The organism is Photorhabdus luminescens subsp. luminescens (genome assembly GCF_001083805.1).
Classification (GTDB): Bacteria; Pseudomonadota; Gammaproteobacteria; order Enterobacterales; family Enterobacteriaceae; genus Photorhabdus; species Photorhabdus luminescens.
Map to the genome: position 1 here is coordinate 100800 of NZ_JXSK01000003.1, position 15472 is coordinate 116271.

General features: G+C 41.1%; 16 protein-coding genes and 1 tRNA gene. 8 read left to right on the forward strand and 9 right to left on the reverse strand.

The genetic code is table 11. The annotated features are described in order from the left end of the window. Positions 1–4: 4 nt before the first annotated feature. The 3 genes from TI10_RS08630 to TI10_RS08640 all read left to right on the forward strand — a co-directional run bounded on the left by TI10_RS08630 (position 5) and on the right by TI10_RS08640 (position 5196). Entirely contained in the window at positions 5–1777 is a 1773-nt protein-coding gene (locus TI10_RS08630) for an acetyl/propionyl/methylcrotonyl-CoA carboxylase subunit alpha (RefSeq protein ID WP_049583353.1), read from the forward strand. A gap of 1359 nt (positions 1778–3136) precedes the next feature. After that, a complete protein-coding gene (locus TI10_RS08635; protein ID WP_139180573.1) occupies positions 3137–4363 on the forward strand; it encodes an RtcB family protein in 1227 nt (408 codons plus the stop codon). Positions 4364–4368: 5 nt separating this feature from the next. Beyond that, positions 4369–5196, forward strand: a complete 828-nt coding sequence (locus TI10_RS08640; RefSeq protein ID WP_049582911.1) for a nucleotidyltransferase domain-containing protein — start codon at positions 4369–4371, stop codon at positions 5194–5196. Between the two features lie 144 nt (positions 5197–5340). On the opposite strand, the gene TI10_RS08645 is transcribed toward TI10_RS08640, so the two are convergent. The 8 genes from TI10_RS08645 to folD all read right to left on the reverse strand — a co-directional run bounded on the left by TI10_RS08645 (position 5341) and on the right by folD (position 11834). Further along, entirely contained in the window at positions 5341–6507 is a 1167-nt protein-coding gene (locus tag TI10_RS08645; RefSeq protein ID WP_049582912.1) for a glutathionylspermidine synthase family protein, read from the reverse strand. Between the two features lie 93 nt (positions 6508–6600). After that, entirely contained in the window at positions 6601–7479 is an 879-nt protein-coding gene (locus TI10_RS08650) for a DUF1190 domain-containing protein (RefSeq protein ID WP_049582913.1), read from the reverse strand. Between the two features lie 12 nt (positions 7480–7491). Continuing rightward, positions 7492–7929: a DUF350 domain-containing protein gene (locus TI10_RS08655; RefSeq protein ID WP_049582914.1), complete on the reverse strand. Its 438-nt coding sequence runs from the start codon at positions 7927–7929 to the stop codon at positions 7492–7494. Beyond that, the gene (locus tag TI10_RS08660) at positions 7930–8592 is read right to left on the reverse strand and encodes a YjfK family protein (RefSeq protein ID WP_080985014.1); all 663 of its coding nucleotides are present in this window, start codon (positions 8590–8592) and stop codon (positions 7930–7932) included. A 65-nt stretch (positions 8593–8657) separates the two neighbouring features. Next, positions 8658–9341 carry a PspA/IM30 family protein gene (locus tag TI10_RS08665; protein WP_049582915.1) on the reverse strand — a complete coding sequence of 228 codons (684 nt, stop codon included), beginning with the start codon at positions 9339–9341 and terminating at the stop codon, positions 8658–8660. Positions 9342–9360: 19 nt separating this feature from the next. Continuing rightward, positions 9361–9777: a DUF2170 family protein gene (locus TI10_RS08670; protein WP_049583355.1), complete on the reverse strand. Its 417-nt coding sequence runs from the start codon at positions 9775–9777 to the stop codon at positions 9361–9363. A gap of 969 nt (positions 9778–10746) precedes the next feature. Continuing rightward, complete coding sequence (ybcJ, locus tag TI10_RS08675; protein ID WP_049582916.1) at positions 10747–10959, reverse strand: ribosome-associated protein YbcJ; 213 nt, start codon at positions 10957–10959, stop codon at positions 10747–10749. Next, entirely contained in the window at positions 10959–11834 is an 876-nt protein-coding gene (gene folD, locus TI10_RS08680; protein ID WP_049582917.1) for a bifunctional methylenetetrahydrofolate dehydrogenase/methenyltetrahydrofolate cyclohydrolase FolD, read from the reverse strand. The genes ybcJ and folD overlap by 1 nt, the downstream gene beginning before the upstream one ends. Before the next feature lie 196 nt (positions 11835–12030). Between folD and TI10_RS08685 the strand changes: the two genes are divergently transcribed. From TI10_RS08685 to TI10_RS08700, 4 genes are all read left to right on the forward strand, one after another. Next, positions 12031–12107, forward strand: a tRNA-Arg gene (locus tag TI10_RS08685). A 165-nt stretch (positions 12108–12272) separates the two neighbouring features. Next, complete coding sequence (locus TI10_RS08690; RefSeq protein ID WP_049582918.1) at positions 12273–13487, forward strand: tyrosine-type recombinase/integrase; 1215 nt, start codon at positions 12273–12275, stop codon at positions 13485–13487. Positions 13488–13546: 59 nt separating this feature from the next. Then, a complete protein-coding gene (locus TI10_RS08695) occupies positions 13547–14380 on the forward strand; it encodes a DUF6387 family protein (RefSeq protein WP_049582919.1) in 834 nt (277 codons plus the stop codon). A 154-nt stretch (positions 14381–14534) separates the two neighbouring features. After that, complete coding sequence (locus tag TI10_RS08700) at positions 14535–14726, forward strand: helix-turn-helix transcriptional regulator (protein ID WP_049582920.1); 192 nt, start codon at positions 14535–14537, stop codon at positions 14724–14726. 161 nt (positions 14727–14887) lie between these two features. Here TI10_RS08700 and TI10_RS25610 read toward each other — a convergent pair whose 3' ends face one another. Continuing rightward, positions 14888–15061, reverse strand: a complete 174-nt coding sequence (locus TI10_RS25610; RefSeq protein WP_167337838.1) for a hypothetical protein — start codon at positions 15059–15061, stop codon at positions 14888–14890. Positions 15062–15284: 223 nt separating this feature from the next. Here TI10_RS25610 and TI10_RS08710 point away from each other — a divergent pair, with 223 nt between their 5' ends. Beyond that, positions 15285–15467, forward strand: a complete 183-nt coding sequence (locus tag TI10_RS08710) for a hypothetical protein (protein WP_049582922.1) — start codon at positions 15285–15287, stop codon at positions 15465–15467. Positions 15468–15472: the final 5 nt, after the last annotated feature.

The window sequence follows — 15472 nt, forward strand, 5'->3', positions numbered from 1 at the left end:
GACCATGAATATTAAACATCATCCCATGAAAAAAGTTTTGATTGCTAACCGCGGCGAAATCGCCGTCCGTATCATCCATGCCTGCCGGGATTATGGCTTACAATCTATCGCCGTTTACGCTGATTCGGACATCAATGCACAACATGTACAATTGGCTGATGAGGCTCATAGTTTAGGCGGAAACAGCCCCGCTGATACTTATCTTAATATTCCCCAATTATTGGATATTGCGAAACGTTCAGGCGCCGACATGGTACATCCCGGATACGGATTTCTGGCTGAGCGGGCAGAATTTGCCCGTGCAGTTATTAATGCAGGATTAATCTGGGTTGGTCCTGAACCAGAGACAATTGATATTTTGGGTAACAAAGTTAAAGCACGCAAAATTGCCCAACACGTAGGGGCGCCACAGGTTGCAGGCACAGCAGAACCGGTGAAAAACGCAGAGGAAGCTCTGGCGTTTGCCGAACAATACGGCCTGCCAATTGCAATTAAAGCAGCATATGGCGGTGGTGGACGTGGCATGAAAGTAGCATGGCGGCTCGATGAAGTCACCGAACTCTACAATTCGGCTGTTCGTGAAGCAACAGCGGCCTTTGGTCGTGGAGAATGTTTCATTGAACAGTTTCTGGATAAACCTCGTCATATTGAAGCGCAAATTCTGGCTGATAAACACGGCAATGTGGTGGTACTGGGTACACGTGATTGTTCACTGCAACGGCGTAACCAAAAATTAGTAGAAGAAGCGCCGGCCCCATTTTTGACCGAACACCAACGCCAGCGTATTCATCAAGCGGCACAAGATATTTGCACCGCAGCCCATTATATCGGAGCCGGTACTGTGGAATTTCTGCTCAGTGTAGACGGCACAATTTCTTTTCTGGAAGTCAATACTCGCTTGCAGGTCGAACATCCTGTCACCGAAGAAACCACCGGGATCGACATTGTGGTAGAACAATTTCGGATTGCTGAAGGTAAACCTTTATCATTAACCTCAACGCCTATTCCTTTAGGCCATTCTTTTGAGTTCCGTATTAACGCCGAAGATGCGGGCAAAGGATTTTTACCGACGCCCGGAACTGTGACGCTCTTTTCTCCCCCTTCCGGCCCAGGCATAAGATTGGATTCTGGTGTTGCAGCAGGTTCTACCATTCCTGACACCTTTGATTCGCTGATGGCTAAGCTGATTGTCACCGGAGCAACCCGTCAACAAGCTATTGCCCGTGCGCGACGTGCATTACAGGAATTCAGCATTGAAGGTGTTGCATCAGTATTGCCTTTTCATCGAGCAGTAATGGAGCATCCTGATTTTATTTCCGATGACACATTTAACGTCCATACACGCTGGATCGAAACTGACTTTATCAATGATATAAAAATATCTCCGCGTCAGGAAAACTCTTACCCAGAAAAGGTAATGCGCACTTTTATTGAAATTAATGGCCGCCGGCATGAACTGGGACTCCCTGCCGAATTATTACAAGGGCTTTCATTGCCTGATTCTGGACAAAATTCCCTCACTGAGAGTAAAGGTCGTGAAGCTGAGGCGACAATAACAGCACCTAATCCTGTCTCAGCACCAATATCCGGCGTCTTGCAATCCTGGTATGTGCAGGAAGGTGATAAAGTTAAACAAGGTGATATCATTGCTGTCATGGAAGCAATGAAAATGGAAACTCAACTCACTGCACATCGTTCTGGGAAAATCGTTATCTATGCAGAAGAAGGCAGTTATCAACAGACAGGAAATATGCTGGCAAGTATTGACGATGATTAATAATGGCGATAATCGCCAAATTAGTCACAATTAATTGGCTAATTTGGCACATAAATTCACATTACCCAATACAACATCAAATTGTGCGGATAATCTCCGTACAATTTTAATGAAGAGATTAAAGTTAAAATGCAAGCGATATCGTGAAAAAGAGGCTAATTAAACCCTTTATGAATAGAAAAAAATAACTATTAAGGACAATATTTCTAATCATTTCGTTAATATTGACAATAAGAGGAATAAACCATTACACAATTTAAAACCTGTTTTTTGGATTCAATAAATTATTAATAAAATTATTTTATCCAAAATAAATATTTTTAATGCCATACGCTTCAATTTAAAATTGATAAATTATTAAAACCAATAATAAACGTGAAAACATTCAAACAAAATAAAGAATAAAAAAACATAATTCACTAATGATTACTCATTGATAACAGTTATATACATTTATCTAGTGGATAACAAATAGCATGGTAATTTGTGACTATTTTTATATATACTTAAACAATAAGAAATCATTAACTCATTATAAATTATCGATTATAAATAGTTCAGAGGTTTATTTTCCACACTTGACAATGCAAATAAATTTACCAAAAAATCAAATAAAACATGATGTTAACAATACATCTTCATATCAACAAGATATAAGTCAAATTTAACAAGAATAAATCAATAAAAATGTCATAGGCCATATACCACACATGTTGATATTTTCAAGAAATATATTAAATTCAGTCCATGACTTTATTCCAACCATAGAAATATTATTTCATCAAAAGATAATGTTACTCATTTAATAATTCCCCACATCCACATGATAATTATAAAATATACACATCCATTTGAATAGTATATAAACTCACTATTACAAAAATATCATAATAATAAATAATTTAATTATTTTACATTTCCTTTACAATTATCAACACAATTTAAAACTATAATAAATTCATATATGTTTTCATAAACATATTTTTATATAGATTAACATCACAATTTCAACATTACTCAACAAAATAATAACTTAAATAATTGCAATTACCATTAAACAGAATACTATATTAATAGTGAAATAAAATTTTTATTTACAATATTTTCCTAATGGTCCAAGAGAAGACCAAGATAAAAAACAAATTCAGAAGCCTTGATTAAAAAGGAAAAATATTCGTTACTTTAAATTATAATATACCTAATAGATTTCGAGTTGCAGCGCGGCGGCAAGTGAATGAATCCCCAGGAGCATAGATAACTATGTGACTGGGGTGAGTGAAAGCAGCCAACAAAGCAGCAGCTTGAAAGATGAAGGGTATAATAGTGTCATAGTGACGGCTAAGTAACCAGGAGAACAATGTGATAACAAACGATTACGAGTTGATGACCGCGCCAAACAGTGTACCAGTAAAAATGTGGACTCACGGCGTACCAGTAGAAGCGGAAGCTCGTGAACAACTGTTAAATACAGCAAAAATGCCTTTCATATTTAGCCACTTAGCCGTTATGCCTGATGTACATCTTGGTAAAGGTTCAACCATCGGCAGTGTCATCCCGACTCGTGGGGCGATTATTCCAGCCGCGGTAGGCGTAGATATCGGCTGTGGCATGATGGCAGTACGTACCTCATTGAATGCCAAAGATTTACCGGACAACCTATATGCGATCCGCCATGCGATTGAAATCGCTGTGCCACATGGACGCACGGCAAACCGTACCGGTCAGGATAAAGGCGCCTGGCAACAACCACCAAAAACCGTCGATCGCCATTGGAGCGTGTTACAAACTGGGTTTAAACGGCTAACTGATAAATATCCACAATTACTGAAAACCAATAACCATCAGCACTTAGGGACACTAGGTACCGGTAATCATTTCATTGAGCTGTGTCTGGATGAATCTGACCGGGTATGGGTAATGCTGCATAGCGGCTCCCGCGGTGTAGGCAATGCCATTGGTAATCTATTTATCACCCTCGCCCAACAGGACATGAAACAGCATATCGCTAACCTGCCTGACCGTAACCTAGCCTATTTTGAGGAAGGCAGCCGTCACTTTACCGATTACATGGAAGCGGTCGGTTGGGCGCAAAACTTCGCCCGCCATAATCGCGAAGTCATGATGCAACATACACTGGCAGCACTGGCGACGGTAATAACAAAGCCGTTCACTGCCACGATAGAAGCGGTAAATTGTCACCACAACTATGTACAACAGGAGCAGCACTTCGGCCAAAACGTGTTAGTAACACGCAAAGGCGCAGTCGCTGCACACCAAGGCGTCATGGGCATCATTCCCGGCTCAATGGGTGCGAAAAGCTTTATCGTACGTGGTCTGGGAAACGAAGAGAGTTTCTGCTCATGCAGTCACGGTGCAGGACGAGTATTAAGCCGCACGGCAGCGAAAAAACGCTTCACAATTGAGGATCAGAAGCGTGCCACGGCACACGTGGAATGCCGCAAGGACAGCGACGTCATCGATGAAATTCCGATGGCCTACAAAGACATTGAGGCCGTAATGGCCGCTCAATCTTCACTAGTAGAAATCGTTCACACCCTGCGTCAAGTGGTTTGCGTAAAAGGATAATCAAGATGAAAGAAAAATTTGGTATCAGTGACATTATGAAGCAGCACATATGCCAAAAACTGGCGCAACTTGAGACAGAGCTGCAAATACGAATACTCTACGCCTGTGAATCAGGTAGCCGCGGTTGGGGATTTGCCTCAACAAACAGTGATTACGATGTACGTTTTATTTATGTACATTCTCCATCATGGTACTTACGCGTCGATCCCTCTCGGGATGTCATTGAACTGCCGATCAGCAACGAGCTGGATATCTGCGGTTGGGAACTGCGCAAAACTTTAGGGTTGCTGAAACGAGCCAACCCGACACTGATGGAATGGGCAGACTCACCGGTAATCTACTACGAAGATGTGGAGTTTATGGCAGCGCTACGTGCCCTATTACCAGACTATTTCTCCAACAACAGAGCACGATATCACTATCTGTCGATGGCAAAGAAAAACTTTCGCGGTTATCTGCAAGGCGAGACAATTCGGCTGAAAAAATACCTTTATGTATTACGTCCATTGTTGGCGGTACGTTGGATCGAAGCCGGTAAAGGCGTTCCCCCAATGCGCTTCGACACCTTGCTGGCGGAAACTGTTGCAGACGCGGCGCTGATGCAGGAGATACAGACTCTACTTGCCATCAAACGTAACGCCGACGAAACGGAGTATAGCCCTCGTTTTAAGCGCATTCATAACTTTATCTGCCGCGAATTGGATGATTCAGTTACCCGCTGCGAACTCAAAGACAAAAAACACCTCGCAGATACCGAATTGGATCGACTTCTGATGCGCACAGTACTTCACCATAATAATGAAGAAGGAGAATACATGTTAAAAAATGGATGAAAAATCATATCAGTATGACATTTCAGCAATAAAGTTGGATGTTGACAAAAAGCCAGAAAGCAGGGTCTTCCACCCTGCTCCAGAAATAAATATATCATTTAGGCAGGAAGATTTATGGAGAAGAAACAGATAGTTATAGAATCACTAACCTAAAATTATATGAGGCACAAATCGTGATGTATCTTTCGTGATCCTGCCAATATCTTCCCTGACCGATAGGCCAGCCGGCGTGTCATTCACGAGCCAACTACCGATAAGAACATGGCTATCGCCAATCTTTGGCAATGGGGTGTACTGCTGCACAACATAACCCTCTTCGCCGTAAGGTCCATCTACTTCTTCAACCACTTTGCCATCTTTATGAATACTAATATTCGCTCCCTCACGGCTGAATATCGGCTTCATGACGTAATGGGCTAGGCGCTTGGCTTGCGGATCATCGGCAAAATAAGCTTCAAGCAAATTTGGATGTCCGGGAAACATCTGCCAAAGCAACGGCAAAATTGACTTATTCGAAGTGATGCATTTCCACATTGGCTCAAACCAGTTAACCTCCGCCGTAACCAAATGTTGAGCGTATTCTTCACGAAACATGAACTCCCACGGGTACAACTTGAATATAGAATCTATAATCTTGTTATTACTATCCGTAAACTGATCACACTCGCTCAGTCCAATATCCTCAAGGTAGACAAACTCGGTATGAATACCTGCATCTCTGGCACAGTCAGCCATGTAATCGACCGTCCCCTTGTCTTCCTCTGTGCCCTTACAGCAGGCAAAATGAAGTGTGTTGAATGGCAAAAAGGGTTTCAATTCACAGAAGCGATTAACAAGCAACTCCTGTAGCAAGTTGAACTGATCAGCCGTATGAGGCAATTCGCCCCGGTTAACCTTATCTTCCAGCCACAACCAGCTAAAAAAGCCATGTTCATAGATTGAGGTTGGCGTATCTGAGTTAATTTCCAACAATTTAGCCGAGTTTTTACCATCATAGGCAAAATCGAGGCGACTATAGAGGCTTGGATCTTTGCGCTGCCAAGATCCACGAACCAGTGGCCACATTGCTTCTGGAATTTGGAATTTAGCCATCAACTCATCACTGTTGACCACTCGCTCTACCGCTTGAAGACTCAATCGGTGGATTTCCGCTGTCGGCTCTTCAATATGCTCTTCAATTTGCTTGAGAGTAAACTGGTAGTAATGGTCTTCCGTCCAGTACGGTTCATTATCGATTGTGTGGAAACCAAACCCAAATTCTTTTGCCCGCGCTTTCCAATCATGACGAGGTGTTGTTGGGATCTGAAGCATGACGTTAACCCTTTGATAATGCTTAATGCGGCAATAATGACTCTATGCAAAACACTGATAACAAGAAGCCTGAGAATAAAATGTCAGCGCTGGTTAACCCCCCCAACTGTATTTAGCGGAAGATGTTGAACCAAAACCACCAGAAGACTTGGTGGTAACGATTGGCTTACTATCATAACCAGAATAACGGGAATCGCTGTTTTTAAATTTTTGCTCATTTTCACGTATCAAGCGCTCTCGATACATTCTCTCTTTATGCTTACGCGCTGAGTAATCGCCGATTTCATCAACGATCCCAGATGTAATATAAGAAGTTGATCGGGAGCTCAGTATAGGATTTATACCTGCAACGACATGTGTTCCACCTTGAGCAGCTTCTTTCTCAATTGGCAGACGAACCGTCTCCAGCGGATGCAAATAACGTCGGTTCATCTCGTACTGGATGTTGCCAATATCGGAATAAGCGCCAATAACCTTACTATCAGCGAAAAAAAGCTTACCGTATAAGTCGCTATAGCCTGATGTTGAAGTAAATAGCGGCTGATAGAACACATTGCGGTATTTTTCATCTATATCGTATTGGTTAAACTGTGCTGGCTTCACCTCCGCCATCATAAAGGCGGCCATCTTCGGTCGATAACCTACAGCCCCCGGCATTGCTTCACACTCACCATACTCAAGCTCACACATGGCTTTCTTACGAAATTTCTGCGAAGTGCGTTCTGCTTCACGTAATGCCGCCTGGTACGTGGCTTCACACTGAGCAGCGATCGTATTCTTTGGATTATTCTGACAAGACGCCAAATCCTTATAGATATTGATTGACAGCTCATCCGCCGATTGACCGCAACCCACGAGTGAACCCACACTGAGCGCCAATGACGTGAATGAGAACCCACGCCAATATTTGCGTTTACTCTCAACGTTAATGGCGGTGCTGCGCATTCTGCGCTTTTTGTTGCCGTTCGTCATACGATCCCCAAATCAGTAAGTCATGCAAGCTGCATTTAAAAGACCAACAGAAATTGACACCGCCGCCAACACAATTGCGGCAGGGACCTCATTATTCTCAATGCGAGATACAATCTTTGGCATCATAAATATGCGAACCATGAAAAAACCAGCAATCTGGGCCAACAACGCAATAACACTCCACATCACGAAATCAATGACACCGACAGAGTTGCTTGCCGCACTTGCAATGGCGATGCTGTAACCGACCAGCGCACCGCCAAGTGATATTGCAGCAGCGGTGTTTTTCTCTTGCTTGATAAGTTTCCACTCATCATGAGGAGTAATTATTGTGTAGATGAACTTGAAAACAATGAAAAAAACCAGCGCCAAACCAAAACACAAACCAAAATTGCCTACACCATGCATAAACTGAGTGAAAGCCTGTTCTTCATTTTCCAATGTGATCATTTATGCCACCACTTTAAAATCAGTTTGGTTAAGTTGAATACCGGTGCTCAATACCATCAATCTATCCAGGTGATTCCCGACAACTTTTTCTTCTCCCACAACTTGAAGCTCTTCTGTTCTGTTATGAGTAACCTGACGCGTATACACCATCACAAACTGATCAGTTTCGGTTATACGCCCCTCTTTACTGTAAGTTTTCTCGGTAACAGCCACAGGCTTAACATTGTCCCATAACCGAGAGAACTGGGTGCCGTCGAGATCATATTCCCCATTTGGCGTGACAATACCGTTTTTAATCAGCGCATCCCATTGAGCTTGTGAATCGATCGGTTTAGTTTCGTAAAAGTACCACAGGCTCACCTCCTTCACGCCATCATCCCCCTCGCCTTCTTGCAGCACTTGAAGGTAACCTTCGTCATCCGTGTAATAACGAACCAAACGCACGTTATCACCTAAGTCGACAACACCAACGGAACATATAAGCTGAGTTGAAGCCGCATTTTCGATCGTTAAGTCAGATTCCATCAGTTTTAGCATCAACGGGTCTATCTCAAATACCCCGCCAATACGCAAACCTAATACTTCCGGCGCCTTTGGAACAACAGGCGCAACTGCCTTACTCCCGAACGCGCTCTTAAACGCATCTGCGATTTTGGAAAGCATAAAAACGTCTCTTGATAGGAAGATCCCACTTTTAAAAGCAGGATCTTGATTTAACAACTGAGTATTTACTTGCCAAGGATACGAGCAAGTTCATCTTCCGCGGACATAGCGCTTGAAGTTATACCAGCCTCTTTAAGCTTTTTATCCAGATCGCCAGAAGTCATACTATCGTGAAGCTCTTGCTGAGCCTCGAACTGAGCCGCTTTCTCAGCCTGACGTGACTTGATACGCTCCAGGGAATCAAGGGCGGTAGATGTTTTTGACGAAGCGCCAACCACAGAGCTTTGAGTCGCAGCCTGTGCCTTCTGCACTTGTTCAGTTGCCTTAACCAAATCAACCTGATTCTCAAGCTGCGACACTTTCTTCTTCGCTTCTTGCACATTGTGTCGATGCGTCGTTTCAGCCTTCTGGAACGATTCAAACAACGCTTGTTCTCTTTCCAGCTCATCACGCAGAGTCGCAACTTTCTGAGCACACTCCAGAGCAAGCCCATTATCACCTTTACCCGCAGCAGAGCGAGCATAACCCTCGTACTCGGTGATACTGTTTTTGATATCTGAAACCCTTTTCTCCGCCATTTTTCGCTTAGCAATAATGCTAACCAGACTTTCATCCGCACGGCGGATTTCTGCTTTTGCTTCTCGGATTTCCTGATCAAGAATCGTCAGTGCGTTGCCATCAGCGACAGATTCTGCCGCGTTATTTACCGTTCCTTTAATTGCTTTAAAAAGCTTTTTCCATACATTCATTGATATTTCCCCTACATTGTTATTTTAGAAACTCAGAATACGCATCAAGAAGCTCAGTGATGTTGGCAAACAGCATAGAGACTTCGATGACAACGCTTTCTTGTTTTGATTCCGATGACAATGAACCAAAAGCAGTATAGTAAGATTGACCATCTACCTTAGTAATTCCAACTGAGGTCAGCGGCATCATCTTGTGCGTTTCTAAAATAAACTGATTTAAAGAAGCGGGATCTAAAACATTCTCTTCCGAAAACAGTAATGCTTCCACTGTAATTTGTCTTCCACAAATAGCCAGATGTGCTTTAATTCCGTCTTCATTAGTAATTGCAAGACATTCACCTATTTGCTCTACAGTCCAGTTGTTACCAGATTCATTAAGAGCTTTAATTACTTGATTTAATTCCAAACTATTTACTCCACTGGTTTGTTTTATCATTAAAATCAGCATATTAAGTTTAAATTATCATCAGATTATACATTTTTCAATAAGTATCGCGTTAAAATAACCTAGTATTAAACCTGCAATATTCATAAGTGTGGTAAATACTAAAAACGCATAAAACCTTAAATACAGCATTACTGGACACTATTAAAACCTTATGCCATTTGCTAAGTGACCTTGTGCTATCTCAATACCTCCTGTGCAAAGCACCATGAGAATACTCGCATGAAAAAACTCATCCTGACGGATGATTAAAACCACTTTTAACTAAGGTTGCTTTATCACCTTGGCGTATCACAGTAAATAAAATAGAGAATTGCAGGGTCAAATAAAAACTTCCAGTAAAATCAACCGATATTGATAAAAGTATCCACTTGGGTTATCAACTCATTTAACCTTATAATATTGAAGCTAAAATCTTTTCAAACTCCAGTTTATCTCCGACATAAAAAAGCTCTTCTACTTAGCGTTTTTTACATTCAACAGAGATTAACCTTAATGCGTTAACTATCAGATTTAATCTTTATTTACCGTCATAATCTTTTCATCACCATTTTAACTATCTGTTTTCGCTTCATTTTAAAAACTAAGAAGACCGATTTATACAATAAACAGAAAAGCGATAATCATAGATATTAAAAGGGTGATAAAACGTTTATATTTTTGTTATTTTACATTGAGATATCTTTAACTACAGATACTTAGGTTAACTGATAGCAAAAACTTGTCGGATTTACCCAAAAACATTCAGCTTATAAAACCCTCTGTTAAATCAAGTTTAATATCTATCAATGATAACCACGATGTTATTTAGCATCCGAAAATATGCTTTTCCTTTTTGCCCACACTTTACTCACTTCCCAGACATACCGATTAAACACTTTTTCGGTCAGTCCCAACCAAAAAGCCTGGACTTTACCCGCAATCTGCGGCTCCCTTCATTTTTAAGGGAGCCAATTTTAATCATTCTTTAATGTGGACAGATTTACCATTAAAAGTAACAACCTGCCCGGCTATAACTTTATAACGTTTACGGGTTTCTATCTGATTATTGACTTCAACCAGACCTTCAACAATAACCGCTTTAGCGCTAGCGCCGCTTTCACTCCACCCTTGAAACTTCAACAGATCACACAACGCCACATGAGGGCGGCCTTCTAAATAAAAAATTTCCATTAACAACCTTCAATTTTTTCCACATCGTGGTATTCCTCGCAGGCTTGCAAGGTATTCTGGATAAGTGTCGCGACTGTCATCGGGCCAACCCCCCCTGGAACCGGAGAGATCCAACTTGCACGTTCGGATGCAGTTTCAAAATCAACATCGCCGATGACTTTGCCATCTTCCAGGCGATTAATTCCTACATCAATCACAATAGCGCCGGGTTTAATCCATTCGCCGGGGATAAAGTTTGGTTTACCGACCGCCACAATGAGTAAATCTGCGTGCTCCACATGGTGGCGTAAATCTTTGGTAAAGCGATGAGTCACCGTAGTGGTACAGCCCGCCAATAACAACTCCAGGCTCATTGGGCGACCAACAATATTTGAAGCGCCGATAACGACGGCATTCAGCCCATAAGTGTTGATTCCACAACGCTCAAGCAACGTTGCGATACCGCGTGGAGTACAGGGACGCAGCTTTGGAGCACGTTGACACAAACGACCAATATTATAGGGATGGAAGCCATCAACATCCTTATCAGGCTGGATACGTTCCAGAACTTTGACGTTATCAATACCGGCAGGTAAAGGGAGCTGAACCAAAATTCCATCAATTTCCGAATCGTTATTGAGTTGATCGATAAGATTCAACAACTCAGCTTCGCTGGTGGTATCTGGCAGGTCATAGGAACGGGAAACAAACCCGACTTCCACACAGGCGCGACGTTTGCTTGCGACATAAATTTGAGAAGCAGGGTTTTCGCCGACTAACACAACGGCAAGACCAGGAGCGCGTCTTCCCGCAGCAACACGTTGCTGAACACGCACTGCGACTTCACTTCGGATTGTCTGCGCAATCGTTTTCCCGTCAATAATTTTTGCTGGCATGTACGAATAAATCCATAAATCAAACATTGGGATACAGCCTATTTTGTCAGAACATGAACGTGATGTCAGTTTTATTGATAATCAGAAAATAGCCAGATGAAGATTTATAAGCAGAAAAGCCATTGACTCAAGGAGTTGTCACCGTATAATCTCTCCCCGCATCAAAGCATTACTGATGCAGCTCATCTCTCAAGATGCGCCCTTAGCTCAGCTGGATAGAGCAACGGCCTTCTAAGCCGTAGGTCACAGGTTCGAATCCTGTAGGGCGTACCATCCCCAAGTCTCCAAACGTCTTTTAAAGTCCACAAATTCCTTAAGAAACAAAGAAAAACAAGAAACTACAATCTATTGATGTCTACTAAGGTATGTTGAAATCTACAGATCTTTGGGGGCATAATCGGGGGCATTGTTAGGTTCAATCAAAATAGATGCCCCCAAATGAAGTTGACAGTCAGACAGATAGAGACAGCGAAGCCCAAAGACAAATCGTACAAACTCTCCGATGGTGGGGGCATGTACTTAGAAATTTTCCCGAATGGTTCCAAATGTTGGCGGTTAAAATATCGTTTTGCTGGCAAAGAAAAGCGATTGGCATTTGGTACTTATCCCACCGTAACTTTGGCAGAAGCCAGAAACAAAAGAGAAGACGCCAAGAAAATATTGGCAAATGGCGATGATCCGGGGCTGGTCAAAAGACAGGAAAAAAGGGAAAAGGCTCTCATCGTAAATAACAGCTTTGAAAAAATTGCCCTTGAATGGCACGCCTACAAGCTCCCTAACTGGTCAAAGGGATATGCAGAAGACCTTTTAGAAGGCTTCACAAAAGATATTTTTCCTTTCATTGGCAAACACGCCATCACCGATATCAAACCTTTAGACATGCTCACAGTCCTGCGTAAAATGGAACAACGCGGCGTTCTCGATAAGTTGAAAAAGATCAGGCAGGCATGTAATCAAGTTTTCAGATACGCAATTGTCACGGGAAGAGCAGAATATAATCCTGTTGCTGAATTGGCTGGCGCATTAGCAACACCGAAAGCCAAGCATTTCCCACATTTGAATGTTGATGAATTACCCGCATTCTTACAAGCATTGTCCTTCTACAGCGGAAGTAAAATTACTCAAATCGCGACCAAATTACTTTTGCTTACAGGATTGAGAACCATAGAATTGCGCGCTTCTACTTGGACAGAAATTGATTTTGATAAAGCAATTTGGGAAATCCCTCAAGAGCGCATGAAAATGCGTAGACCTCATATCGTCCCGCTTTCTGAGCAGGCTTTAGCTTTGTTGAAAGAATTAGCAGCGATCACAGGTCGATTTAACTTTGTTTTTCATGGACGGAATGATGCAAGTAAGCCAATGAGTGAAGCTGCCATTAATCAGGTTCTTAAACGCATTGGTTATGATGGCAGAGCAACAGGCCACGGATTTCGCCATACCATGAGTACAATTTTACATGAACAGGACTATAACACTGCATGGATTGAAACACAGCTTGCACATGTTGATAAGAACAGTATCAGAGGAACATACAATCACGCCCAATATTTAGATGGTCGCAGGGAAATGCTGCAATGGTATGCTGACTATATGGATATGTTGGAGCGAGGTGAAAATGTGCTGATCGGAAAATTTGGTAAAAGAGCGTAGTGGATAGGTTCCATATGTTAATCTGTATCAACTGAACATTTTAGGATGGTTTTTAAACAATGCTGATGGATGAATATTACTGTTTAAATTGGTTTGATATCGAGAAATATGAAAAATATGTTCATTCTTTAAACCATGAACAATGGTTTCTGGCTTTGCAAATACGGCATGAATATTGGAATTTTCCCGCAAAAATAAAAGAACTACGTTCTTTCTATAAGGAAAATAACTATAAGTCAGATATTATTGATGACAAGGTTGAAAAATATAATCAATTTATCAATGATATTGAAATTAAAACTGTTTTATCTCTTGATTATTTGAATTCTAACAAAGAATTTCTTCGTAAATATATGGAGTTGCCATTACATACGATGAGTGATGTTGATCTCCAACTTGCCGCCCATCAGCATTCCATTGGTGATTTATCATCTGATGAATTCATACATAAGGTTCTCATTGAGAAAGATGAAAATTATGTTAATGACAACGTCATTATTTATAAAGGAACCGAAGATAGCCGTCCTGAATGGTATCTTAGTGTTAATCTGGCTGCAAAAGATGATGTACTTTATCAGGCATTCAAACAATTTTTAGCTGAAGAAAGACGAAAAAAGAAGATCTTCCCAAGGAAAGATATCTCTGAGGTTGAGATTAAGAAATTTATTAATCTTAGATTACTACAGTACCTTGATTTGATTATCTACTGTTCAGCTAAAAATATAGTGATAAGTAACGTTGTTTTTGCTCAAATACTTTATCCAGATATTTATGATACTAATCCAATAGATCGACTGAGAAAAACCATGCCGTCTCTGGCTAAAGAAGTGATGGAAGGTGATTGGCTTGTTGCATCGGAACTTAAATTGTCTCTTGTGAATAGGGTAAAATGATTTTTCTATGGAATGGAAATATCACATTTTCATTCCAACTAAAATTTTCAGGTTTTTATTCCGACTGAAATTTTTTTTATTTCATGACTCGTTTAATCTAATTATTTGCAATTAAATAGCTCTGTAGACGTTAAGAAATTACAGGAGTTATTTTATGCAGCACAATCTTATTCGCTTATCTGAAGTTAAACTCCGTACTGGATATAGCCGTGCATGGATTTACCGTCTGATTAGTGAAAAGCGTTTTCCTCAACCAATTAAACTTGGTAAACGTTCGATTGCGTTTGTGGAACATGAAATTGATGAATGGATTAACCAACGTATTACTAAATCCCGTAGTAATTAAATATTTTAATAGATAATTTCATCTGTCTTTTCCATAATAGGAAAAAACGATCAACAGAATGATAAATAAAAAATAGGGGCAATGCCCCTTGTTATCATATTTGTGAAAAAATGAATATGTAATTTTTTAATAAACACAGGGCAAAGAAAGGTGAAATTTATTCAGTTTTTGGATTCTATACCACGTTTGTCTAATTCACGTCTCAATAAGCGTTTTATCCAACCCGATTTGTTATCATCGCCATCTTCTTTCATAGCAATTGCTAAACGCTCAGATAGTTCTTTATCCAGACGTAGCTGGACAACATGGCGTTCTTTGTTTTCTTTGGTTGACATTGTCAACTCCCATGATTTAATCTGTGAAAATGTTGACAATGTACACCATTGCTTGACTTTAAGTAAAGCAAAGCCCGGAAGTGCTACCAACACTACCGAGCTTCTAACCACGACATTATCGGAACTAATGCTATGGCTGACATACAGCATACCCAAACTCGCCCTAAATTTACATGTTTTGATGTACTTGTTAGCCTTAAGGTTATCTTTCAGGAGGTACATCATGCGTAAGCAGCCTATTTCGCTGGCTCAAGCCATGCATCGAGCTTGTCTGGCAGTTTCTTTATTCTACGTCATTCTCGAAAAAGCCAAAAATGAGTGCTCAATCGACTTAAATAACCTGATTGCGCTGGCATGCGATATCAATCAGGAAGTTTATCACGCGCTTCTAGGCGGCGGTTTATAAGGAAT

What these genes read in the sequence shown, in the direction of transcription:
- TI10_RS08630 (WP_049583353.1), top strand. Translation starts at nt 5, where the DNA reads ATGAATATTAAACATCATCCCATGAAAAAAGTTTTGATTGCTAACCGC.
- TI10_RS08640 (WP_049582911.1), top strand. Translation starts at nt 4,369, where the DNA reads ATGAAAGAAAAATTTGGTATCAGTGACATTATGAAGCAGCACATATGC.
- TI10_RS08645 (WP_049582912.1), bottom strand. Translation starts at nt 6,507, where the DNA reads ATGCTTCAGATCCCAACAACACCTCGTCATGATTGGAAAGCGCGGGCA.
- TI10_RS08650 (WP_049582913.1), bottom strand. Translation starts at nt 7,479, where the DNA reads ATGACGAACGGCAACAAAAAGCGCAGAATGCGCAGCACCGCCATTAAC.
- TI10_RS08655 (WP_049582914.1), bottom strand. Translation starts at nt 7,929, where the DNA reads ATGATCACATTGGAAAATGAAGAACAGGCTTTCACTCAGTTTATGCAT.
- TI10_RS08660 (WP_080985014.1), bottom strand. Translation starts at nt 8,592, where the DNA reads ATGCTTTCCAAAATCGCAGATGCGTTTAAGAGCGCGTTCGGGAGTAAG.
- TI10_RS08665 (WP_049582915.1), bottom strand. Translation starts at nt 9,341, where the DNA reads ATGAATGTATGGAAAAAGCTTTTTAAAGCAATTAAAGGAACGGTAAAT.
- TI10_RS08670 (WP_049583355.1), bottom strand. Translation starts at nt 9,777, where the DNA reads ATGATAAAACAAACCAGTGGAGTAAATAGTTTGGAATTAAATCAAGTA.
- ybcJ (WP_049582916.1), bottom strand. Translation starts at nt 10,959, where the DNA reads ATGGAAATTTTTTATTTAGAAGGCCGCCCTCATGTGGCGTTGTGTGAT.
- folD (WP_049582917.1), bottom strand. Translation starts at nt 11,834, where the DNA reads ATGCCAGCAAAAATTATTGACGGGAAAACGATTGCGCAGACAATCCGA.
- TI10_RS08690 (WP_049582918.1), top strand. Translation starts at nt 12,273, where the DNA reads ATGAAGTTGACAGTCAGACAGATAGAGACAGCGAAGCCCAAAGACAAA.
- TI10_RS08695 (WP_049582919.1), top strand. Translation starts at nt 13,547, where the DNA reads ATGCTGATGGATGAATATTACTGTTTAAATTGGTTTGATATCGAGAAA.
- TI10_RS08700 (WP_049582920.1), top strand. Translation starts at nt 14,535, where the DNA reads ATGCAGCACAATCTTATTCGCTTATCTGAAGTTAAACTCCGTACTGGA.
- TI10_RS25610 (WP_167337838.1), bottom strand. Translation starts at nt 15,061, where the DNA reads ATGTCAACCAAAGAAAACAAAGAACGCCATGTTGTCCAGCTACGTCTG.
- TI10_RS08710 (WP_049582922.1), top strand. Translation starts at nt 15,285, where the DNA reads ATGCGTAAGCAGCCTATTTCGCTGGCTCAAGCCATGCATCGAGCTTGT.